Below are 22,376 nucleotides of genomic sequence, written 5' to 3'. Positions count from 1 at the left end.
TTCGATGCGCGATGCACGTTGCGCATCGCGGCGCCTCAACGAACACGGCAGCCATCGAGGCTGCCGTTCTCGGGTTCCACCGTTCTGCCGTTCGGCGTCGGGCGCGCCGGAAAGCGCCCGCCGCCCGAGCGCTCAGACTCAGACGACCGTGATTGCAAGCGCGCTTTCGCGATAGTGCTGCGCGGCCTTGTCGGTCTCGCCGAGGTGCTCGAACAGGCGCGCGAGCGCGCGATGCGCGCGAATCCTGAGCGGCTCGTCGTCGGCAAGCTTCAGCGCCGATTCGAGGAACGATTGCGCCTTGCCCCACAGTTGCTGCTGCTGGCACAGGCGGCCAAGCGCGAACAGCAGGTCCGCGTCGTCCGGGCGCTCGCGACGCCAGCCCTCGGCCTTCTGGATCAGCGGCAGCGCGTCGGCGCCCGCCGTGTCCGGATAGCGGCGCAGCAGGCGCGCGTTCCAGTTGTGCGCGAGCGCGTCCTCGATGATCCGCCGCGCTTCCTGGCGGCGCTCGAGCGCGATCAGCAACTCGGCGGCGAGATCCGCGAGGCGCGGCGATTGCCGCTCGGCGGCCGACAGCGTCTGCCACACTTCGAGGAGCGCGTCGGCGTCGTGCCGGCGGTCGCGCAGCAGATGCTCGGCCGCCTGCTGGCGCAGACGCACGGCCGCGGCCGGATGCAGCGCCTCGCGCTTTTCGAGCGCCTTCGCGATCTTCAGCACCTCGACCCAGTTCTTGTTCTGCTGCTGCGCGCGCAGCGCGATCTGCTGCGCGTGGATGCGCTTGCCGCCCGACGCCTGCATCTCGGCGAGCGCGGCGAGCGCGCCCTCGGCGTCGCGGCCGTCCGCGCGCATGTCGGCCGTCGCGAGCAGGCGCGCGTCCTGCCATTCCTGGCCGCTCACCTTCGCGAGCCATTCGTCGCGCCGCGCATACTCGTGCATCCGGTGCGTCGCGGCCGCGGCGATGAGGCTCGCCGCGCCCTGGTTCGAGCCGACCGCGAGCGCATCGCGCGCGGCCTTCTCCGCACGCGAGAAGCGGCCCGCGTAGAGGTTCGCGAGCGCGTCGCGCAGCGAAGCCTGCGCGCGCTCGTTGCGCATCCGCGCGCGATACGCGGCCACGCGCTGCGGCATCCGCCACAGGTTGCGCACGATCCGCATCAGCGCGTACAGCACGATGAACGCGACGATGATCGCGAGCACGAAGAAGTTCAGCGACACGTCGATGCGATACGGCGGATAGACGATCAGCACCTGGCCGGCATCGAAGCGCCCGACCGTCGCGAGCGCCGCGGCGATCGCGAACAGCACGGCGAGCCAAATGATTCCACGCAGCGTCATGGCGTCAACCCCGGCTCTTGAACTGTTGAACCGCGTTCAGGCTCGCGTTGAGGTTCGGCACCGCAACCGTCAGCGACGCGGCGTCGACCTGCTTGAGCAGATCCTGAACGATCCGGGTGTCCTTCGACGCACCGTCGAAGTAGCGCGCGACGGCCGCCTGCGCGGCATGCAGATCGGATTTCATCGCGCTGTCGTCGCGCGCGAGCAGCGAAAGCCGCGCGCTCAGAAGACGCAGCTTCACGTTCTCGCGCACGAAGTAGCCCTGTTCGGGCGACGCGAGCATCGCGTCAGCGTGATCGATGCGGCGCACTTCGACGAGCGACTTCAGTTGCGCGCCGATGCCCGCCGAGAAGCCGCGCCACCACGCCTTCCAGCGCGGCTCGCCCGCCGCCGCGGCCGCGTGCTCGGCGCTCGCGGCAACCTCGGGCTTCGCCTGCGCGTGCGGCGCGAGCACTTCGCCCGCGAGCGGCAGCGTGTCGACCTTCGCGATCGCATCGTCGAGCTTGATCGCGAGCCCGGTGAGGTCCGCCGTCGGCGCGGCCTTCAACCGTTCGATGTCCTGCGCGACTGCCTTGCGCACGACGACGGCCTGCGCGCTCTGCGACGCCGCGAGCCGCGAATCGGCGTTCTGCAGCGCGATCAGCGCGAGCTGCGTGTTGCCCGTCAGCAGGAGCTGCTGGCTCGCGCTCGACAGCATCTGGCCGACTTCCTCGATCATCCACGCGTCGCGGTTGCGCGACAGATCCTGATATTGCTGCTGCAGCGCGGTCTGCGCGGTCTGCGCGTCGGCGAGCTTGCCTTCGAGCTGCGACAACTGCGAATCCGCCTGACGCACGCTCGCGAGCGCCTGATCGGTCTTCGTGCGGATCTCGGCCGTCTGCGCGTCGAGCGCCTTCTGACGCTCGAGCGCGTGCTGGTCGAGGCGGTCGACCTTGCGGTTCAGCGCGTAGCCGCCGGCGCCCGCCGCGGCCGCGATCACGACGACCACGAACCACAGCGCCGCGCTCGAGCCGCTGCGCCGCTCTTTCGTTTCAAACGGCGTAAACGGTTGATTCGGCGGCGGAACAGGAGCCGCGGCCGGTTTGGAAGAGACGTCTTTGGTATCGTTGGTGTCTGTCATGCGAGAAGGCATCGGTGCGGCTGTCGCCGGTTGATCGGCCTGGTCGGCCAACGTGCGAAATGCGCGGACGATACGCTCATCGCCCGCGCCGGACAGCGTAATCCTATCAAAACCGAGTGCGCGCGCGGTCTCGACGATCCTCGGATGCGGCGCGACGAACTGCGCGCGCTTGAGCGCATCGATCTCGGCCTCGTTCAAATGCTCGTGCGCGAGCTCCTGCAGATTGCGCACGCCTTCCGAGCTCGTCACGAGCCATGCGTGCGGCGCGCCCGACAGCAACGCGTGCACGCGCTCCCACGCGCCGATCGAAGGTTCCGGGCTCACGCGCCGGTACGCGGCGACGAGCTCGACGTCGGCGCCCGCTTCGCGCAGGCGCTCGGCGAGCCATTCGCGGCCGCCGTCGCCGCGCACGATCAGCGCGCGCTTGCCGGCGAGCGTCGCCTCGCCGTCGAACGCGCGGACGATCTCGGCGAAGAGGCTTTCGGAATCGTAGTGCGGCTCGCCGCCGTCGTCGGGCGCGCGCGGCGCGATCACGCGATGCGCGCCCGGCGCGACCCCGTGCCGGGCGAGCGCGGCGACGCTGCCCGGCCCGACGACGCCGATCGGCAGCGAATGCGGCCAGATCGCGCCGAGCCGCGCGAGCGCGTGATCGATCGCGTTCGGCGACACGAACACGACGAGCGCATACGCGTCGAGCCGCGCGAACGCCTCGGCGAGCGGCGCGTCGTCCGCAAGCGGCGCGATGTCGATGAGCGGGAAGTCGAGCACGTCGATGCCCGCTGCGGCGAGTTGCGCCGCGAGCGCCGCCGACTGCCCGTCGGGGCGCGTGAGCACCGCGGTGAACGTCGTGCGCGGCGCGCCCGCCATCACGCGCCGTCCTGTTGCGGTTGCGCGCTCGCCGCGACGAGCGCGTCGACGATCGCGCGCGCGCCCTGCCGCTCGAGCTCGTCGGACACCGCGCGGCCGAGCGCGAGCGCATCGGCGGCCGTCGCGGCGCGCGACCGCGCGTGCGCGGCGAGCACGCGCGCGCCGTCCGTCGTCGACACGCTGCCCGTCAGATGCAGCTCGTCGCCGCGCCACACCGCATGCGCGGCGAGCGGCACCTCGCAACTGCCGCCGAGCGCACGCGACACCGCGCGTTCGGCCTCGACCGCGAGCGCGGTCGCATGATCGTGCAGCGGCGCGAGCCACGCGGCGACGTCCGCGCGGCGCGCGGCGATCTCGATGCCGAGCGCGCCCTGACCCGCGGCGGGCAGGCTGTCGTCGACGTCGAGCAGCGCGCGGATCCGCGCGGCGAGGCCGAGGCGCTTCAAGCCCGCGGCGGCGAGAATGATCGCCGCGTAGTCGCCGCGGTCGAGCTTCGCGAGCCGCGTGTCGAGATTGCCGCGCAGCGGCCGCACGTCGAGCCGCGGATGGCGCGCGCGCAGCATCGCCTCGCGGCGCAGGCTCGACGTGCCGACGACGGCGCCCGCCGGCAGCGCGTCGAGCGACGCGTAATCGTTCGACACGAACGCGTCGCGCGGGTCCTCGCGGCTCATCACTGCCGCGAGCGCGAAGCCTTCGGGCAGCGCCATCGGCACGTCCTTCAGCGAATGCACGGCGAGATCCGCGCGGCCGTCGGCGAGCGCGCTCTCGAGCTCCTTCACGAACAGGCCCTTGCCGCCGACCTTCGACAGCGTGCGATCGAGAATTTGATCGCCGCGCGTCGTCATCCCGAGGATTTTCACGTCGCAAGCTGGATATAATTTGCGCAGCGCATCACGCACGTGCTCGGCTTGCCACATGGCGAGGCGGCTCTCGCGCGACGCGATCGTCAGCGTCGCGGGCAGCTCGGCCGGAAGAGTCTCGGAGTTCATTGCAGGGACATCGAGGGACGGGGTTAGGAACAGACTATGGTAGCACGCGCATCTTGCGCGGCCGCCCGCCGGACGGGCTGCGCGAGCGGCCCGCCCGGTCTGCGTCAAGATCCCGAACGGTCGTTCGGTTCGAGAAGGAGTCCGGCGTCCGCCGGGCGGGTCCGGTCCGCCGTCGTCGCGTCGTCCGCCGCGTCACTCGCCGCGTCGCCCGGTCGCGTCGTCCGCCGCGCCGCTTGATCGCCCTCGCTGTTGCTGGACCGCAGTTCCCGTTCACTCGTGCTTTCCCAAGGAAATCGATCGTGAAGTCTTCCGGATCGGCGCGCGCGACGCGCCGCAATGCTGTCTCGTCCTCCTCCGCCCCGGCGAACGCCGAGCTTCCCGTCCGCCGCGCCGCGAAACCCGCGCGCACGATCGCGCCGACGAACGCCGCATCCGCGAAGCCCCAGGGCCGCACGCGCGAGGACAAGGACCGCCCGCTCTTCGAGGACATCCGCTATCTCGGCCGCCTGCTCGGCGACGTCGTTCGCGAGCAGGAAGGCGACGCCGTGTTCGACATCGTCGAGACGATCCGCCAGACCGCCGTCAAGTTCCGCCGCGAGGACGACAAGGCCGCCGCGCAGACGCTCGAAAAAATGCTGCGCAAGCTCACGCCCGACCAGACGGTGAGCGTCGTGCGCGCGTTCAGCTATTTCTCGCACCTCGCGAACATCGCCGAGGACCGCCATCACAACCGCCGCCGCCGGATCCACGCGCTCGCGGGCTCCGCGCCGCAGGCGGGCACCGTCGCGTATGCGCTCGACAGGCTCCGGCAGGCGGGCGACGCGTCGCCGAAGACGATCAAGCAGTTCTTCGAAGGCGCGCTGATCGTGCCCGTGCTGACCGCGCACCCGACCGAAGTGCAGCGCAAGAGCATTCTCGACGCGCAGCACGACATCGCACGCCTGCTCGCCGAGCGCGACCAGCCGCTGACCGCTCGCGAGCTCGCGCACAACGAGGCGCTGCTGCGCGCGCGCGTGACGACGCTCTGGCAGACCCGGATGCTGCGCGACGCGCGCCTGACGGTCGCCGACGAGATCGAGAACGCGCTGTCGTACTACCGCGCGACGTTCCTCGACGAGCTGCCCGCGCTCTACGCGGACATCGAGGAGGCGCTCGCCGAGCACGGCCTGCCCGCGCGCGTGCCGGCGTTCTTCCAGATGGGTAGCTGGATCGGCGGCGACCGCGACGGCAACCCGAACGTCACCGCCACGACGCTCGACGAGGCGATCACCCGCCAGGCGGCGGTGATCTTCGAGCATTACCTGGAGCAGGTGCACAAGCTGGGCGCGGAGCTCTCCGCGTCGAACCTGCTCGTCGGCGCGAGCGATGCGCTGAAGGCGCTCGCGGCCGCGTCGCCGGACCAGTCGCCGCACCGCGTCGACGAGCCGTACCGCCGCGCGCTGATCGGCGTCTACACGCGGCTCGCGGCAAGCGCGCGCGTGCGGCTGGGCGAAGGCGCGGTGCCCGTGCGGAGCGCGGGCCGCGGCGCCGCGCCCGTGCGCGCGACGCCGTATGCGGACGCGGAGGAATTCGTCGCCGATCTGCGCGTGCTGACCGATTCGCTCGCGCTGCATCACGGCGAATCGCTTGCGACGCCGCGCCTCGCGCCGCTCACGCGCGCGGCCGAGGTGTTCGGCTTCCATCTCGCAAGCATCGACTTGCGGCAGAGCTCGGACATCCATGAAACCGTGATCGCCGAGCTGCTCGCGCGCGGCGGCGTCGAGCCCGACTACGCGGCGCTGCCCGAAGCGGACAAGCTGCGCGTGCTGCTCGCGGCGCTCGCGGACCCGCGGCCGCTGCGCTCGCCGTATCTCGACTATTCGGACCTCGCGAAGAGCGAGCTCGGCGTGCTCGAGCGCGCACGCGCGATCCGCGCGCAGTTCGGCGCGCGCGCGGTGCGCAACTACATCATCTCGCACACCGAGACGGTGAGCGACCTCGTCGAAGTGCTGCTGCTGCAGAAGGAGACGGGCCTCTTCGAAGGCACGCTCGGCACGCCGCACGCCAACGCGCGCAACGGCCTGATGGCGATTCCGCTCTTCGAGACGATCGCCGATCTGCGCAACGCGTCCGACATCATGCGCGAATTCTTCGCGCTGCCGGGCGTGAGCGAGCTGCTCGCGCACCAAGGCCACGAGCAGGAAGTGATGCTCGGCTATTCGGACAGCAACAAGGACGGCGGCTTCCTCACGTCGAACTGGGAGCTCTATCGCGGGGAACTGGCGCTCGTCGACCTGTTCCACGAGCGCGGGATCAAGCTGCGCCTGTTCCACGGCCGCGGCGGCACGGTGGGCCGCGGCGGCGGTCCCACCTATCAGGCGATCCTGTCGCAGCCGCCCGGCACGGTGAACGGCCAGATCCGGCTGACCGAGCAGGGCGAGGTGATCGCGAGCAAGTTCTCGAACCCGGAGATCGGCCGGCGCAATCTGGAGACGGTCGTCGCCGCGACGCTCGAGGCGACGCTCGCGCCGCACAGCAACGCGCCGAAGCAATTGCCTGCGTTCGAAGCGACGATGCAGGCGCTGTCGGATGCGGCGATGGCGTCGTACCGCGCGCTCGTCTACGAGACGCCCGGCTTCACCGACTACTTCTTCTCGTCGACGCCGATCACCGAGATCGCCGAGCTGAACATCGGCAGCCGGCCCGCTTCGCGCAAGCTGCAGGATCCGAAGAATCGCAGGATCGAGGATCTGCGCGCGATTCCGTGGGGCTTCTCGTGGGGCCAGTGCCGGCTGCTGCTGACTGGCTGGTACGGCTTCGGCAGCGCGGTCGCCGCGTATCTCGACGGCGCGCCGGACGCGGCCGAGCGCGGCAAGCGCGTCGCGCTGCTCAAGAAGATGAACAAGACCTGGCCGTTCTTCGCGAACCTGCTGTCGAACATGGACATGGTGCTCGCGAAGACCGATCTCGCGGTCGCATCGCGCTATGCGCAGCTCGTCGCCGACAAGAAGCTGCGCAAGCACGTGTTCGAGCGGATCGTCGCCGAATGGCACCGCACGGCGGACGCGCTCGCCGAGATCACCGGCACCGAGGCGCGGCTCGCCGCGAATCCGCTCCTCGCGCGCTCGATCAAGAACCGCTTCCCGTACCTCGATCCGCTGAACCACCTGCAAGTCGAGCTGATCAAGCGGCACCGCGCGGGAGACTCGAACGCGCGGCTGCGGCGCGGGATCCACCTGACGATCAACGGGATCGCGGCCGGCCTGCGCAATACGGGTTGAGCGTCGCGCGCGGGCGGCGACGCGCGCCTTCCTGCCCGCCCGCGCGCCCCGCCACCCTCGCCGCCGCATCAACGCGCGTCGATCATCACCGCGTCGAGCTCGAATGAGCCGTCCGGCTGCACGTCGAAATACGCGCGCACCTCGTCGGGCGCGTCCGCCCACAGCGCGCGGATCGCGTTCGCGCGCACGTCGGGCGTCCTCATCCGCGCGACCCAGCCGTCGAACCCGATCGGCAGGCGCCAGCGCTCGCGCACCCGCGCGACGAAGCCCGCCTGCGCGAAAAATGCGAGCCATTCGTCCGCGCGGTAATCGCGCACGTGCGACGCGTCGCGCAACAACTCGACCGTCTGCAGATGCGTGTCGACGAGCGGATGATCGGCGCCCGCGATGTCGACGAACAGCACGCGGCCGCCCGGCTTCAGCACGCGGCGCGCCTCGCCGAGCGCGCGCGGCACGTCGTGCCAGTGGTGCGCGCTCATCCGGCTCACGATCCAGTCGAACGACACATCGGCGAACGGCAGCCGCTCGGCCGCGCCCTGCTCGATTCGCACGTCCGCGAGGCCGCGCTCGCGCGCCGCCGCCTCGACCGTCGCGAGCATCTGCGGCGCGAGGTCGTAAGCGATCACCTCCTGCGCGCCGCCGCGCGCGGCGGCAAAGCTCGCATGGCCCGCGCCGCAGCCGAGATCCAGCACGCGCGCGCCGGGCGTCGCGCCGATCTCGGCGGCAAGCGTGTCGAGATCCGCGCCGCTCGCATGGACGGCGCTCGTCAAATAGGCGGAGGCGGTCGTGCCGAACGCGTCGGCGACTCGATCGTGATGCTTCATCGGCGGATTCCTTGTCACGTGGGGATCGAAGGCGGCCGGCCAACTGCATCGGCCGCCATGAGCCGCTACAATAGAGCCCGATTGGTACTGGTACAAGCCAAGCAATTATCCTGGTATCCGTTCCACCAGCCTGCCTGCCGGAGCGCCGCCGTCCCGTTCGTTCTCACGCATCGCCCGATCCGCCCCAGATGAGCCGCCCGTCCGCCCCGCCGCCGTCCCTCGATTCCACGCCCGCCCGCGCGCTCGGCGAGTTCATCCGCGCGCACCGCGAGCGGCTGTCGCCGCAGGCGCTCGGCCTGCCGCCCGGCCCGCGGCGCAGGACGCCCGGGCTGCGCCGCGAGGAAGTCGCGCAGCTCTGCGGCGTGAGTCCGACCTGGTACACGTGGATCGAGCAGGGCCGCGAAGTGTCGGCATCGGCCGACGCGCTCGCGCGCATCGCGGTCGCGCTGCGGCTGTCGCGCGCCGAGCGTGCATATCTGTTCGAGCTCGCCGCGCAGCGCGACCCGGCCGAGCCCGAATTCGCGGCGAGCGACGTGCCGGACACGCTCGTCGCCGCCGTGAAGCTGATCGCGACGCCCGCGTACGTGCTCGACCGCCAATGGAACGCGCTCGCGTGGAACGACGCGGCCGCCGCGCTCTTCACCGGCTGGCTCGACGGCGAGCGCGGCGAGCGCAACCTGCTGCGCTTCACGTTCACGTCGCCCGCGGCACGCGCGCTGATCGTCGATTGGGAAACGCGTGCGCGGCGGCTCGTCGCCGAATTCCGCGCGGACACGATCCGCCATCTGAACGACGCGCCCACCCGCGCGCTGATCGATTCGCTGCTCGCCGACAGCGAGGCGTTCGCGCATTACTGGGCGTCGCAGGACGTGGGCGAGCGCGAAGGCGGCGAACGCGCGTTCGACCATCCGCGCGAGGGCCGCGCCGTCTATCAGCAAATGACGCTCAAGCCCGCGCACCGCGAGGACCTGAAGCTCGTCCTGCTGGTTCGGGAGGACGTCTGACGGCGCGAAACCGCGCCCGCGTTCGGCCGCACGCGTCAATCCGCCGTGCCGCGCCAAGCTGGCCGAAGCCGGGCAAGACCGCGTCAGAACATGATCGTCGCGGTGAAAGCGCATGCGGAAGCGACGCCCGGCATCTACAACGCGGGCGTCGCGAGAGCGGCGCCGCCGCCCCGGCGCGCGCCTTTTTCGCCGCGCGCGCCTCGCCGCTCCGGCCCCGCCGGCGTCGGTCGGCCGGCCCGCGAATGCTAGAATCCGCGTTGTCCATTCGCGGCGCGCGCCGCTCCACTCCCCTGCTAAGAATCGCCATGACGTCCCAACTGCACAAAAAGGGCGAGGCCTGGTCGGCCCGCTTTTCGGAACCGATGTCCGAGCTCGTCAAGCGCTATACGTCGTCGGTCTTCTTCGACAAGCGGCTCGCGCTCGTCGACATCGCCGGCTCGCTCGCGCACGCGGGCATGCTCGCCGCGCAGAAGATCATCAGCGCCGACGACCTCGCCGCGATCGAGCGCGGGATGGCGCAGATCAGGGGCGAGATCGAGCGCGGCGAATTCGAGTGGCAGCTCGATCTCGAAGATGTGCACCTGAACATCGAGGCGCGCCTGACCGCGCTCATCGGCGACGCGGGCAAGCGCCTGCACACAGGCCGCTCGCGCAACGATCAGGTCGCGACCGACATCCGCCTGTGGCTGCGCGGCGAGATCGACCGCATCGGCGGCCTCTTGACCGACCTGCGCGGCGCGCTGATCGATCTCGCCGAAAAGAACGCGGACACGATCCTGCCGGGCTTCACGCACCTGCAGGTCGCGCAGCCCGTCACGTTCGGCCATCACCTGCTCGCCTACGTCGAGATGTTCTCGCGCGACGCCGAGCGCATGCGCGACTGCCGCGCGCGCGTGAACCGCCTGCCGCTCGGCGCGGCGGCGCTCGCGGGCACGAGCTATCCGATCGACCGCCACGCTGTGGCGAAGACGCTCGGCTTCGACGGCATCTGCGCGAACTCGCTCGACGCGGTGTCCGACCGCGACTTCGCGATCGAATTCACGGCCGCGGCCGCGCTCGTGATGACGCACGTATCGCGCTTCTCGGAAGAGCTCGTGCTGTGGATGAGCCCGCGCGTCGGCTTCATCGACATCGCCGACCGCTTCTGCACCGGCAGCTCGATCATGCCGCAGAAGAAGAACCCGGACGTGCCCGAGCTCGCGCGCGGCAAGACGGGCCGCGTGAACGGCCACCTGATGGCGCTCCTCACGCTGATGAAGGGCCAGCCGCTCGCGTACAACAAGGACAACCAGGAAGACAAGGAGCCGCTGTTCGACACGGTCGACACCGTCGCCGACACGCTGCGGATCTTCGCGGAGATGGCCGCGGGCATCACCGTGAAGCCGGATGCGATGCGCTCGGCCGCGCAGCAGGGCTTCTCGACGGCGACCGACCTCGCCGACTATCTGGTGAAGCGCGGGCTGCCGTTCCGCGACGCGCACGAAGCGGTCGCGCACGCGGTGAAGATCTGCGATGCGCGCGGCATCGACCTCGCGGACCTGACGCTCGACGAAATGAAGCAGGAGCTGCCGAACGTCGCGCATCTGATCGGCGACGACGTGTTCGGCTACCTGACGCTCGAAGGCTCGGTCGCGAGCCGCAACCACCCGGGCGGCACCGCGCCGGATCAGGTGCGCGCGGCGGCGAAGGCCGCGCGCGCGGCGCTCGGCAAGTAAGCGGGAGCGGCGCCCGCGTCACGGACGATCCCATGTTCATAGCGGCAATCTTCGACATGGACGGCCTGCTCGTCGATTCCGAGCGGACCATCATGAACGCGTGGATCGACGTCGCGCATGCGCACGGCGCCGCGCTGTCGGCCGCCGACTATCTGCAGATCGTCGGCCGCTCGTTCCGCGAAGGCCAGACGATTCTCGCCGGCCTGCTCGGCGACGACACGTTCCACGCGGTGTCCGCGCAGGTGCGCGCGCGGCTCGCGGCGCCGCAGCCGCATCCGAAATTTCCGCTGAAGGCGGGCGCGCGCGCGTTGCTGGCCGCGCTCGCCGGCGCGGGCGTGCCGTGCGCGGTCGCATCGTCGTCCGCGCGCGACGTGATCCGCACGCGGCTTCACGCGGTCGGCGTGCTCGGGCATTTCGCCGCGATCGCGGGCGGCGACGAAGTGGCGCGCGGCAAGCCCGATCCGGCCGTCTACCGGCTCGCTGCCGAGCGGCTGAACGTGCCCGCGCACGCGTGCGTCGCGTTCGAGGACAGCGATTTCGGCGCGCTCGCCGCGACGCGCGCGGGCGCGTCCGTCGTCACCGTGCCCGATCTGAAGGCGCCGACGCCCGAGATCGTCGCGCTGAGCCTGCGCGTGCTCGATTCGCTCGACGATGCGGTCGCGCTCGTGCCGGCGTGGTTCGGCCCGCGCGCCGCGCGGCTCGCGTGAACCCTCGCGGCGCTCAGCGATTGTTGACGGTCTCGGAGAAGCGCTTGAGCGTCGCGACGCGCGCGCCGATCAGATCGACGCGCTCGCCCTCGCCGACGAGCGGCGTCGTCGCGTCGCGGAACGCCGCCCACTCGCGCTGCGCGGCGACGAGCGTCGGCAGCGAATCGACGGGCATCCGCGCGCGCAATTTCTCGTAATAGCGGTTCATGTCGAAGAGCGCGTGCTCGCACGCCGCATCGCGCATGCAGGGCCGCACCCGATGCACGGCGCCCTTGCCGCCGCCCGGCTGCGCGTAGCGTTCGGCCGCGCCGCGCAGCGCGAGCGCGCGGTCGCGCACCGGCTGCAGCCGCATGTCGGCGCTCGCCATCGCGTACATCGTCCCCTGCGTCGTCTCGTAGACCGCGCGCACGAGATGCGCCTCGTCCTTGCGCCACGCGAGCCAGCGGCGCTGGCTCTCCTGCCAGCCGCGCCGCGCGTCGGCGGGCGCGGTCTTCACGAGCCGCTGGTACGCGGCGTCGGCCTCGCCCTGCCACTGCTGCCGCGCCTCGTCCATGCACTGGATCTGGCCCGCCGTCGACGAGCGGTCGCGCCGCGCGAGACATTGGCGCATCGCGACGTCGATCGGGTCGGCCGCCGCGACCTCGGCGCGCGCCGCGCCCGCCGCCGCGAGCCATCCGGCGAGCGCGGCGGCGGCGAAGCGCACGAGCGTCTTGCGGACTTGCGTCATCGTCAGTCGCGCACGCAGTCGACGTAGTACTCGATGCGCCCGTTCATCTCTTCCGCGACGAGACCGTGAATGTCCGTGTGGAAGCCCGGGAAGCGCTCGTTGAAGTCGCGCGCGAACCGCAGGTAGTTGACGATCGTCTTGTTGAAGCGCTCGCCCGGGATCAGGAGCGGAATGCCCGGCGGATACGGCGTGAGCAGGATGCTCGTCACGCGCCCTTCGAGCTCGTCGAGCGGCACGCGGTCGATCTCGCGGTGCGCGAGCTTCGCGAACGCGTCGGACGGCTTCATCGCGGGCTCCATGTTCGACAGGTACATCTCCGTCGTGAGACGCGCGATGTCGTTCGCGCGGTACACGTCGTGGATCTGTGTGCAGAGATCGCGCAGGCCGACGCGCTCGTAGATCGGATACTGCGCGACGAACTCGGGCAGCACGCGCCAGAGCGGCTGGTTGTTGTCGTAGTCGTCCTTGAACTGCTGCAGCTCGGTGACCATCGAGTTCCAGCGGCCCTTCGTGATGCCGATCGTGAACATGATGAAGAACGAGTACAGGCCCGTCTTCTCGACGATGATCCCGTGCTCCGCCAGATATTTGGTGACGATCGCGGCCGGAATGCCGGTCTCGCCGAATTCGCCGTCCACGTCGAGCCCCGGCGTGATGATCGTCGCCTTGATCGGGTCGAGCATGTTGAAGCCCTGCGCGAGCGGGCCGAAACCGTGCCAGCGGTCGTTCGGCTTCAGCATCCAGTCTTCGCGCGAGCCGATGCCTTCTTGCGCCAGGTTGTCCGGCCCCCACACGCTGAAGAACCAGTCGTCGCCGTATTCGGCGTCCACCTTGCGCATCGCGCGGCGGAAATCGATCGCCTCGGCGATCGATTCCTCGACGAGCGCGGTGCCGCCCGGCGGCTCCATCATCGCGGCCGCGACGTCGCACGACGCGATGATCGCGTACTGCGGGCTCGTCGACGTGTGCATCAGGTACGCCTCGTTGAAGCGGTGCTTGTCGAACGTGCGGTTCTCCGAATCCTGCACGACGATCTGCGACGCCTGCGAGATGCCCGCGAGCAGCTTGTGCGTGGAGTGCGTCGCGAACACGAGCGCGCCCGTGCGCGGGCGGCCCGCGCCGATCGCGTGCATGTCCTGGTAGAACGAATGGAACTCCGCGTGCGGCAGCCACGCTTCGTCGAAGTGCAGCGTGTCGACGAGGTCGCCGAGCAGGTCCTTGATCTGCTCGACGTTGTAGACGACGCCGTCGTACGTGCTCTGCGTGATCGTCAGGATTCGCGGCTTCGCGTTCGGGTTCTTCCGGAGCGCCTCGCGCGCGAACGGATTCGCCTCGATCTTCTTGCGGATGTTCTCCGGCTTGAACTCGTCGCGCGGAATCGGCCCGATGATGCCGAAGTGGTTGCGCGTCGGCGTGAGGAACACGGGAATCGCGTGCGTCATCGTGATCGCGTGCAGGATCGACTTGTGGCAGTTGCGATCGACGAGCACGATGTCGCCGGGCGCGACCGTCGCGTGCCAGACGATCTTGTTCGACGTCGACGTGCCGTTCGTCACGAAGAACAGGTGATCGGCGCTGAAGATCCGCGCGGCGTTGCGCTCGGAAGCCGCCACCGGCCCCGTGTGGTCGAGCAGTTGGCCGAGCTCGTCCACCGCGTTGCAGACGTCGGCGCGCAGCATGTTCTCGCCGAAGAACTGGTGGAACATCTGGCCGAGCGGGTTCTTCAGGAACGCGACGCCGCCCGAGTGGCCCGGGCAGTGCCACGAGTACGAGCCTTCGTCCGCGTACTTGACGAGCTCCTTGAAGAACGGCGGCGCGAGCGAATCGAGATAGACCTTCGCCTCGCGGATGATGTGGCGCGCGACGAACTCCGGCGTGTCCTCGAACATGTGGATGAAGCCGTGCAGCTCGCGCAGGATGTCGTTCGGCAGATGGCGCGACGTGCGCGTCTCGCCGTACAGGAAGATCGGGATGTCCCCGTTGCGGCGGCGCACTTCGGTCACGAACGCGCGCAGCTCGATGATCGCGGTCGCGAGCTCGGGCAGTTCGCCGTCCGCGCCGACTTCGCCGAGCATCAGCTCGTCGTCGTCGATCGACAGGATGAAGCACGACGCGCGGCTCGACTGCTGCGCGAACGACGTCAGATCGCCGTAGCTCGTCAGGCCGAGCACCTCGACGCCCTCCTTCTCGATCGCCTCCGCCAACGCCCGGATGCCGGAGCCCGAGATATTCTCGGAGCGAAAATCTTCGTCGATGATGACGACGGGAAAACGAAACTTCATGGGCGATTCTCCAAAAAGAACGACCGCGGCGCAGGGGCCTGTTCATGCCCTGGCACAGCGGTCACCCGGACTGGCGATAGGTCAGATCGATATGCAAGCAGATCAGGTTTTCGGCAGCGTGACACCGCGCTGGCCCTGATACTTGCCGCCGCGGTCGGCGTACGACACGTCGCAGACTTCGTCGCTCTCGAAGAAAAGCACCTGCGCGACGCCCTCGTTCGCGTAGATCTTCGCGGGCAGCGGCGTCGTGTTCGAGAATTCGAGCGTCACGTAGCCTTCCCATTCGGGCTCGAACGGCGTCACGTTGACGATGATCCCGCAGCGCGCGTAAGTCGACTTGCCGAGGCACACGGTCAGCACGGTGCGCGGAATGCGGAAGTACTCGACGGTGCGCGCGAGCGCGAACGAGTTTGGCGGGATGATGCACACGTCGCCCTTGAAATCGACGAACGAGCCCTCGTCGAAGTTCTTCGGATCGACGATCGTCGAATTGATGTTCGTGAAGATCTTGAATTCGTCCGCGCAGCGGATGTCGTAGCCGTAGCTCGACGTGCCGTAGCTGACGATCTTGCGGCCGTCCGCGGCGGCGCGAACCTGATCGGGCACGAACGGCTCGATCATCTTGTGCTCTTCGGCCATGCGCCGAATCCACTTGTCGGACTTGATGCTCATAAAAAGGCGCCGGAAAACGCTGCGTATCGGGAAGGGAGCCGCCGGACGGTCCGGCGGCCACGAAAGGCGCACATTTTACGCGATCGCGAACGGACCGACTCGCGTCATTGCCGCACGACGCCGCACGCGAGCGCGGGGCCCGCGCCGTGCTGCGGGAACGCCGGATCGCCCGGATCGCGATGGACGAGCACCGAGCGGCCGAGCACCGAACGCACGCCGTCGAGCGCGAGGTCCGGCGCGGTGATGAACCCCGCCGCGACGCCGTTCGCGTCCGCATGGATGTTGCCGAGGTCGCCGCCGACGCGCGCGCCCGCGCGCAGCCGGTCGGCCGCGGGCGCGAACACCGCGCCCGCGCTCGAGCCGTCGGCGGCGTTGCAGTCGCCGCGCTCGTGAACCTGCAACGCGTGGTCGCTGTTGGGCGGCAGGCCCGCGAAGTTGTACGTGACCTGCACGCCGTCCGGGCGTTCGGCGAGCGTCACCGTGCCGCGCGCCTGGCTGCCGACGGTCGGCTGGAGCAGCGCGTCGGCGCGCTTTTCGTGTTGCGATGCAAAAGTAGTGCAGCCGGCCAAAAGGCCGATGGCGGCCAGGACGAGCGGCGCATTGAGCGCGAGCCACCCCGGCACGCCGTCGAGTCGTCGTTTCATGCGATCCTCATGCCGGGCGAAACGCTCGGGCGAGCGCCCGCCGGGCCGGTAAAGGGGACCTTCGGGAAAGTCGTCATGATACCGTGACTCGCGGCGCCGCAAACACCGCCCGACGCGGGCCGGCGCGGGATTTTACGTATTTTGAACAACGATCGTCGGAAACTTCGACGACATGTCCCGCGCGCGCTCGGCGATCGCGATCGCAACGCCGCGCGCGATCGCGCGGTAGCGCTCGGCGAGCGCGCCGTTCGGGTCCGCCACGACGCTCGGCGCGCCGCTGTCCGCCTGCTCGCGAATCCGGATGTCGAGCGGCAGGCTGCCGAGCACCGCAACGCCGTATTCCTGCGCCATCCGCTCGGCGCCGCCCGCGCCGAACACGTGCTCCTCGTGCCCGCAGTTCGAGCACACGTGAATGCTCATGTTCTCGACGATGCCGAGAATCGGAATATTGACCTTCTCGAACATCTTGAGGCCCTTCTTCGCGTCGAGGAGCGCGATGTCCTGCGGCGTCGTGACGATCACGGCGCCCGTCACCGGCACGCGCTGCGCGAGCGTCAACTGGATGTCACCCGTGCCGGGCGGCATGTCGACGATCAGGTAGTCGAGATCGCGCCAGTTGGTCTGGCGCAGGAGCTGCTCGAGCGCCGACGTCGCCATCGGGCCGCGCCACACCATCGGGTTGTCCTCGCCGACCAGAAAGCCGATCGAGTTCGCCTGCAGCCCGTGGCCGACGAGCGGGTTCATCGACTTGTTGTCGGGCGATTCGGGCCGCTCGTGGATGCCGAGCATCGTCGGCAGCGACGGGCCGTAGATGTCGGCGTCGAGGATGCCGACCGACGCGCCCTCCGCCGCGAGCGCGAGCGCGAGATTCACGGCCGTCGTGCTCTTGCCGACGCCGCCCTTGCCGGACGCGACCGCGACGATGTTCTTCACGTTCGGCAACAGTTGCACGCCGCGCTGCACCGCATGCGCGACGATTTCCTGCGACACGTCGACGCGCGCGCTCCGCACGCCCGGCACTGCGGCAAGCGCGGCCAGGACGCGCGCGCGCGCGTCGTCGAACTGGCTCTTCGCCGGATAGCCGAGCACGACGCCGGCGGACACGGCGTCGCCGTCGATCGCCACATTGCGGATGCCGCGGTGCGCCGCATACGGGCGGCCGGTGTTCGGGTCGACGACTGCCGCGAGTGCGGCGTCGACGAGCGCCCTGTCGATACTCATCGAAACTCCGTGGGAACGTCGCTCAAAATCGCCCAAAAGGTCAATAATCTTCAAATATCCGGGCGTAAAGCGAGAAAAGTGAAAGAATTTATTGCACGCCATTGCGCAAAGCCGACTTGCGGCGCAATCTTCGCGGGCGGCGCGCATCGGGGCCACATCGGTGGCCACACCGCCTATATTGTAGAGGCTGGGGCGCGCTCGATCCGAACAGCCATCCTGGCGAACGGGGCTTGTCGCGATGGCGACGGGCCCCTGACCGGACGCCGGACGGATCGGGGCGCTCGCGCGCCCGCATGATCGTCGGCGCGCGGGCCGCCCCCGCCGAAAGAGCAGTTCTTTTTTGTTCTTGTCGAGTCACTCAAGAGAGGAAACCAAGATGAATACCAAAATCGCGACGCGCTTGTCCGTATTCGCTCTCGCCGGCGCCCTGCTGGCGGGCTGCGCGACCCAGCAAGGCACCAACACGGCTGTCGGCACCGGCACGGGCGCCGCGCTCGGCGCGGGCATCGGCGCGCTGGCTGGCGGCGGCAAGGGCGCGGCGATCGGCGCCGGCGTCGGCGCGCTCGTCGGCGGCGTGACGGGTTACAACTGGCAAGCGATCAAGAACAAGCTCGCGCCGTCGGCGCAGCAGACGGGCACGCAGGTCACCGAGCAGCCGGACGGCTCGCTCAAGCTGAACGTGCCGAGCTCGGTCACGTTCGCGACCAACCAGTACGCGGTCACGCCGGCCTTCACGCCGCTCCTGAACGACCTCGCGACGACGCTGAACCAGAACCCGCAGATCACCGCGTCGGTCGTCGGCTACACCGACAGCACGGGCTCGGCCGCGTACAACCAGACGCTGTCGCAGAATCGCGCGCAGAGCGTCGTGAACGCGCTCTCGCAACGCAGCGTGGCGGCGAACCGCCTGTCCGCGCAGGGCATGGGCGCATCGAATCCGATCGCCGACAACGCGACGGAAGCCGGCCGCGCGCAAAACCGCCGCGTCGAGATATACCTGCGCGCGCCGCAAGCGGCGCAGTAAATCCGACCGACTCGGAGAATGGCGCGCCGAGCCCCGCCGCACAAGGCTTTCGAGGCGATTCGTAACAACTCGAAAAAATTTTCGAACTTCTTGCGAGCGGCGTAGTCTCTCTTTACGGTACGTGACTGGTGCTGCCGGCGCGTCACCATTCTCCTCTTGTCGTTGTTGCTCCGGGGCAAAGTCCGCCCCGGTTTTTTTTGCCCGCACGCAGCCTGGCTGCAGCGCAATATTTCTTCTGCCGCGCCAGCGCTGCCCGGCACCGAATCGCCGGCGTCAATCTAGCCGTCCCGCCCCAATCTTTCAATCCGCAAGTCATCATGCTTCGTGACATGCGGCCGAAGCAGCCGATGCGCCGCCGTCGCGCGCGGGATCGCAACCCCGCGCGACGGGCGCTACCGCGCGCGGCCCGCCCGCACATCGGCAGGCGGCCGCCCTGCTAGAATCGCAGCTTCCCTACGATTTTCCGCAAGCAGTCCCTTCAGAGACCCTATGTCCGCATCCGACCTCACCTCCGTGCAGGCCGGCGCGCCGCAAGGCCGCCGCCAGATCCTCGTCACGTCCGCGCTGCCCTATGCGAACGGGCAGATTCACATCGGCCACCTGGTCGAGTACATCCAGACCGACATCTGGGTGCGGACGATGCGAATGCACGGTCACGAGATCTACTACATCGGCGCGGACGACACGCACGGCACGCCCGTCATGCTGCGCGCCGAGCAGGAAGGCGTGAGCCCGAAGCAACTGATCGAGCGCGTGTGGCGCGAGCACAAGCGCGATTTCGACAGCTTCGGGGTTTCGTTCGACAACTTCTACACGACCGACTCGGACGAGAACCGCGTGCTGAGCGAGAAGATCTATCTCGCGCTGAAGGAAGCGGGCTTCATCGCAGAGCGCGAGATCGAGCAGGCTTACGACCCCGTCAAGGAGATGTTCCTGCCGGACCGCTTCATCAAGGGCGAGTGTCCGAAGTGCCACGCGAAGGACCAGTACGGCGACAGTTGCGAAGTGTGCGGCACGACCTACCAGCCGACGGATCTCATCCATCCGTATTCGGTCATCTCGGGCGCCGCGCCCGTGCGCAGGACGTCGACGCACTACTTCTTCCGCCTGTCCGATCCGCGCTGCGAGGCGTTCCTGCGCGAATGGGTGAGCGGCCTCGCGCAGCCCGAAGCGACCAACAAGATGCGCGAATGGCTCGGCGACGCGGGCGAAGCGAAGCTCGCCGACTGGGACATCTCGCGCGACGCGCCGTACTTCGGCTTCGAGATCCCCGGCGCGCCCGGCAAGTATTTCTACGTGTGGCTCGACGCGCCCGTCGGCTACTACGCGAGCTTCAAGAACCTGTGCGAGCAGCGCGGCATCGATTTCGACGCGTGGATCAACAAGGATTCGACGACCGAGCAGTATCACTTCATCGGCAAGGACATCCTGTACTTCCACACGCTGTTCTGGCCCGCGATGCTCGAGTTCTCAGGCCACCGCACGCCGACCAACGTGTTCGCGCACGGCTTCCTGACGGTGGACGGCGCGAAGATGTCGAAGTCGCGCGGCACGTTCATCACCGCGCAGAGCTACATCGACACGGGCCTGAACCCCGAATGGCTGCGCTACTACTTCGCCGCGAAGCTGAACGCGACGATGGAAGACATCGACCTGAACCTCGAGGACTTCCAGGCGCGCGTGAACAGCGACCTCGTCGGCAAGTACGTGAACATCGCGAGCCGCGCGGCCGGCTTCCTGATCAAGCGCTTCGACGGCCGCGTGCAGGCGAGCGCAATGAATCATCCGCTCGTCGCGACGCTGCGCGACGCGATTGCGCAGATCGCCGCGCACTACGAGGCGCGCGAGTACGGCCGCGCGCTGCGCCAGACGATGGAGCTCGCGGATGCGGTCAACGGTTACGTCGACACCGCGAAGCCGTGGGAGCTCGCGAAGGACCCCGTGAACGCGGTCGCGCTGCATGAAACCTGCAGCGTGAGCCTCGAGGCGTTCCGCCTGCTGTCGCTCGCGCTCAAGCCCGTGCTGCCGCGCGTCGCGGAAGGCGTCGAGGCGTTCTTCGGCATCGCGCCGCTCACATGGGCCGACGCGGGCAAGCCGCTGTCGTCCGAGCAGCCGATCCGCGCATATCAGCACCTGATGACCCGCGTCGATCCGAAGCAGATCGACGCGCTCCTCGCGGCGAACCGCGGCTCGCTGCAACGCGCGGCCGACGCCGCGGCCGACGCGGGCGCGGGCACGGGCGCGGGCGCGGGCGCGACGAACGGGAAAAGCGCGAAGGCCGCGAATGCGGCGAGCGCGGCGAGCGCTGGCGACGGCGCATCGCCGATCATCTCGATCGACGATTTCGCGAAGATCGATCTGCGCATCGCGAAGATCGTCGCGTGCCAGGCGGTCGAAGGCTCGGACAAGCTGCTGCAGCTCACGCTCGACGTCGGCGAGGAGAAGACCCGCAACGTGTTCTCGGGCATCAAGTCCGCGTACCAGCCCGAGCAGCTCGTCGGCAAGCTGACGGTGATGGTCGCGAACCTCGCGCCGCGCAAGATGAAGTTCGGCCTGTCCGAAGGAATGGTGCTCGCCGCGTCGGCGGCCGACGAGAAGGCCGAGCCGGGCCTCTACATTCTCGAGCCGCACGGCGGCGCGAAGCCTGGCATGCGCGTGAAGTAAGCGCGCGACGCCGATGCGCGCGAACGTCACGGCTTCACGCCCGTCACGAGGCTGAAATACCCGGAATCGTCTCGATCGCCATCCGGCGGCGGCGAGCGGCCCGCCCTTGTCGTCGCGAGATACAGCACCTCGTGCAGCACGATGCGCCCGCCACACGGCAGCGCATCGAAGCTCTTGCGCACGAGCACCGCGTTCCTGTCGGCCGGCCAGCCGTGAAAGATGTTCGAGTAGAAATGCAGATCGGCCGCAGGAAACGGATCGCGCCACATGTCGCCCGGATGCAGCGCCACGCGCTCGCGCCAGCGCGCAGCGACGGCCACGCCGACAGCGCGCCGACCGCGTTCGCGCCCGAGCCGCCGCCGACGTCGAGCATCACGCGATGCCGCGCGAGGTCGAGCTTGGTCGGCCACGCCAGCGCGTGTGACGCGCTCAGGCTTTCCATCGCGCGCATGAAACGCATGCCGAGCGAGACCGACGCGTTGACGAGCACCTCGGCGGGCCGCCGCGCAAGGCCGAGCGCGGCGCCGATTTCGTCGAGCGTGCGCGGGCCCTCGCCCAGCCGCTCGAACAGGCCCAGCCGATGCGCGATCAGCATCGCCGGATAGATGAACAGATTCGTCGCGACGTCGAATACGGCGGCGGCGTCGTAGCGCGGGAGTGCGTGCGTCATGGCGTTTCCACCGAGACGGACGGCGCGCCGACGCGGGCGATCTCGCCTGCCGCTTCGTGCGTCCACGCGGCGAACGCGTCGAACACCCGGTCGACGGGCGCGACGCAGCGCCGCCGCTTCGCAGCGTCGAGCTCGATGCCGCTCAATTGCGCATGCTCGCCGTTCTGCATGTGCCCATTCTCGCGCGCGAAGTGATACGCGCCCACGTAACGCAGCTCGCGCCCCGTCTGCGCCTGTACCTCGTCGGCGAGCCGCGTCGTCAGCGCGAACAGCACGTTGCCGGTTTCCTCGATCGCCTCGACGATCGCGCACAGCTCGTACATCGGCAAACGGCATCGGTGCGTGTCGTCGTTCCACAGCGCGCGCAGCGCATCCGTCATCGTGGTCTCGCGGCTCCAGCCGAGCCTCTCCAGATCCTTGAGAAGCCACCACGGCCAATGACGATCGTCTTCGCGCGTGTGCGCGTTGACGCGCGGCGGCAGGCGGTCGTCGCGCAGCGAGGCGAAAGCGGCAGCGTCGCGTACCGCTGCGTTCTGCGCATGATGTGGGTCAGCACGGTCATAGGTACGCGCCCTCGTATCGCCGCCGTTTCGTCAACGATATCTTTCGTCTGCATGACGAACGATCGCGGCGGCGGCCTGCGCACCGATCACGCAC

General features: G+C 69.2%; 15 protein-coding genes and 2 pseudogenes. 6 read left to right on the top strand and 11 right to left on the bottom strand.

Going from position 1 to position 22,376, the window contains the following annotated elements:
- Nucleotides 1-138: 138 nt before the first annotated feature.
- From WS92_RS15655 to hemC, 3 genes are read right to left on the bottom strand one after another with little or no spacing between them, the layout of a single operon-like run.
- Nucleotides 139-1,329 (bottom strand): heme biosynthesis protein HemY, encoded by a 1,191-nt coding sequence (locus WS92_RS15655; protein WP_015601378.1) that lies wholly within the window; start codon nucleotides 1,327-1,329, stop codon nucleotides 139-141.
- Between the two features lie 4 nt (nucleotides 1,330-1,333).
- Complete coding sequence (gene hemDX, locus WS92_RS15650) at nucleotides 1,334-3,316, bottom strand: fused uroporphyrinogen-III synthase HemD/membrane protein HemX (protein WP_059932158.1); 1,983 nt, start codon at nucleotides 3,314-3,316, stop codon at nucleotides 1,334-1,336.
- Nucleotides 3,316-4,305, bottom strand: coding sequence for a hydroxymethylbilane synthase (gene hemC / locus WS92_RS15645; protein WP_059932156.1), 990 nt, complete (start codon nucleotides 4,303-4,305; stop codon nucleotides 3,316-3,318). Before hemC ends, hemDX begins: the two co-directional genes overlap by 1 nt.
- A gap of 299 nt (nucleotides 4,306-4,604) precedes the next feature.
- Between hemC and ppc the strand changes: the two genes are divergently transcribed.
- Nucleotides 4,605-7,565, top strand: a complete 2,961-nt coding sequence (gene ppc, locus WS92_RS15635; RefSeq protein WP_059932155.1) for a phosphoenolpyruvate carboxylase — start codon at nucleotides 4,605-4,607, stop codon at nucleotides 7,563-7,565.
- A 68-nt stretch (nucleotides 7,566-7,633) separates the two neighbouring features.
- On the opposite strand, the gene WS92_RS15630 is transcribed toward ppc, so the two are convergent.
- A complete protein-coding gene (locus WS92_RS15630) occupies nucleotides 7,634-8,389 on the bottom strand; it encodes a class I SAM-dependent methyltransferase (protein ID WP_059932152.1) in 756 nt (251 codons plus the stop codon).
- 188 nt (nucleotides 8,390-8,577) lie between these two features.
- Here WS92_RS15630 and WS92_RS15625 point away from each other — a divergent pair, with 188 nt between their 5' ends.
- From WS92_RS15625 to WS92_RS15615, 3 genes are all read left to right on the top strand, one after another.
- Nucleotides 8,578-9,393: a helix-turn-helix transcriptional regulator gene (locus tag WS92_RS15625; protein ID WP_006024906.1), complete on the top strand. Its 816-nt coding sequence runs from the start codon at nucleotides 8,578-8,580 to the stop codon at nucleotides 9,391-9,393.
- A 305-nt stretch (nucleotides 9,394-9,698) separates the two neighbouring features.
- Nucleotides 9,699-11,108 (top strand): argininosuccinate lyase, encoded by a 1,410-nt coding sequence (argH, locus tag WS92_RS15620; RefSeq protein ID WP_059932150.1) that lies wholly within the window; start codon nucleotides 9,699-9,701, stop codon nucleotides 11,106-11,108.
- 32 nt (nucleotides 11,109-11,140) lie between these two features.
- Nucleotides 11,141-11,815 carry an HAD family hydrolase gene (locus tag WS92_RS15615; protein WP_015600318.1) on the top strand — a complete coding sequence of 225 codons (675 nt, stop codon included), beginning with the start codon at nucleotides 11,141-11,143 and terminating at the stop codon, nucleotides 11,813-11,815.
- Between the two features lie 13 nt (nucleotides 11,816-11,828).
- Here the strand turns inward: WS92_RS15615 and WS92_RS15610 are convergent, their stop codons facing one another.
- The 5 genes from WS92_RS15610 to apbC all read right to left on the bottom strand — a co-directional run bounded on the left by WS92_RS15610 (nucleotide 11,829) and on the right by apbC (nucleotide 17,361).
- Entirely contained in the window at nucleotides 11,829-12,542 is a 714-nt protein-coding gene (locus WS92_RS15610) for a lysozyme inhibitor LprI family protein (protein ID WP_006024903.1), read from the bottom strand.
- A gap of 2 nt (nucleotides 12,543-12,544) precedes the next feature.
- Nucleotides 12,545-14,824, bottom strand: coding sequence for an arginine/lysine/ornithine decarboxylase (locus tag WS92_RS15605; RefSeq protein WP_015602470.1), 2,280 nt, complete (start codon nucleotides 14,822-14,824; stop codon nucleotides 12,545-12,547).
- Between the two features lie 102 nt (nucleotides 14,825-14,926).
- Entirely contained in the window at nucleotides 14,927-15,496 is a 570-nt protein-coding gene (gene dcd / locus WS92_RS15600) for a dCTP deaminase (RefSeq protein WP_006024901.1), read from the bottom strand.
- Nucleotides 15,497-15,600: 104 nt separating this feature from the next.
- Complete coding sequence (gene sodC / locus WS92_RS15595; protein ID WP_006024900.1) at nucleotides 15,601-16,140, bottom strand: superoxide dismutase [Cu-Zn]; 540 nt, start codon at nucleotides 16,138-16,140, stop codon at nucleotides 15,601-15,603.
- A gap of 132 nt (nucleotides 16,141-16,272) precedes the next feature.
- Nucleotides 16,273-17,361: an iron-sulfur cluster carrier protein ApbC gene (gene apbC / locus WS92_RS15590; protein ID WP_006024899.1), complete on the bottom strand. Its 1,089-nt coding sequence runs from the start codon at nucleotides 17,359-17,361 to the stop codon at nucleotides 16,273-16,275.
- 376 nt (nucleotides 17,362-17,737) lie between these two features.
- Here apbC and WS92_RS15585 point away from each other — a divergent pair, with 376 nt between their 5' ends.
- Complete coding sequence (locus WS92_RS15585; protein WP_015602359.1) at nucleotides 17,738-18,385, top strand: YiaD family glycine zipper/OmpA-like lipoprotein; 648 nt, start codon at nucleotides 17,738-17,740, stop codon at nucleotides 18,383-18,385.
- Between the two features lie 489 nt (nucleotides 18,386-18,874).
- Entirely contained in the window at nucleotides 18,875-21,049 is a 2,175-nt protein-coding gene (gene metG, locus WS92_RS15580) for a methionine--tRNA ligase (RefSeq protein ID WP_059932148.1), read from the top strand.
- An 81-nt stretch (nucleotides 21,050-21,130) separates the two neighbouring features.
- On the opposite strand, the pseudogene WS92_RS32275 reads toward metG, so the two are convergent.
- Both WS92_RS32275 and WS92_RS36600 read right to left on the bottom strand, forming a co-directional pair.
- Nucleotides 21,131-21,719, bottom strand: a pseudogene (locus tag WS92_RS32275) (methyltransferase); the annotation flags it as partial.
- A pseudogene (locus WS92_RS36600) lies at nucleotides 21,716-22,335 on the bottom strand (hypothetical protein). The pseudogenes WS92_RS32275 and WS92_RS36600, both read right to left, overlap by 4 nt.
- Nucleotides 22,336-22,376: the final 41 nt, after the last annotated feature.

Origin of the sequence: Burkholderia sp. MSMB1588 (genome assembly GCF_001546925.1) — a bacterium.
GTDB lineage: Bacteria > Pseudomonadota > Gammaproteobacteria > Burkholderiales > Burkholderiaceae > Burkholderia > Burkholderia humptydooensis.
This window is presented reverse-complemented; position numbering and strand designations above follow the sequence as displayed.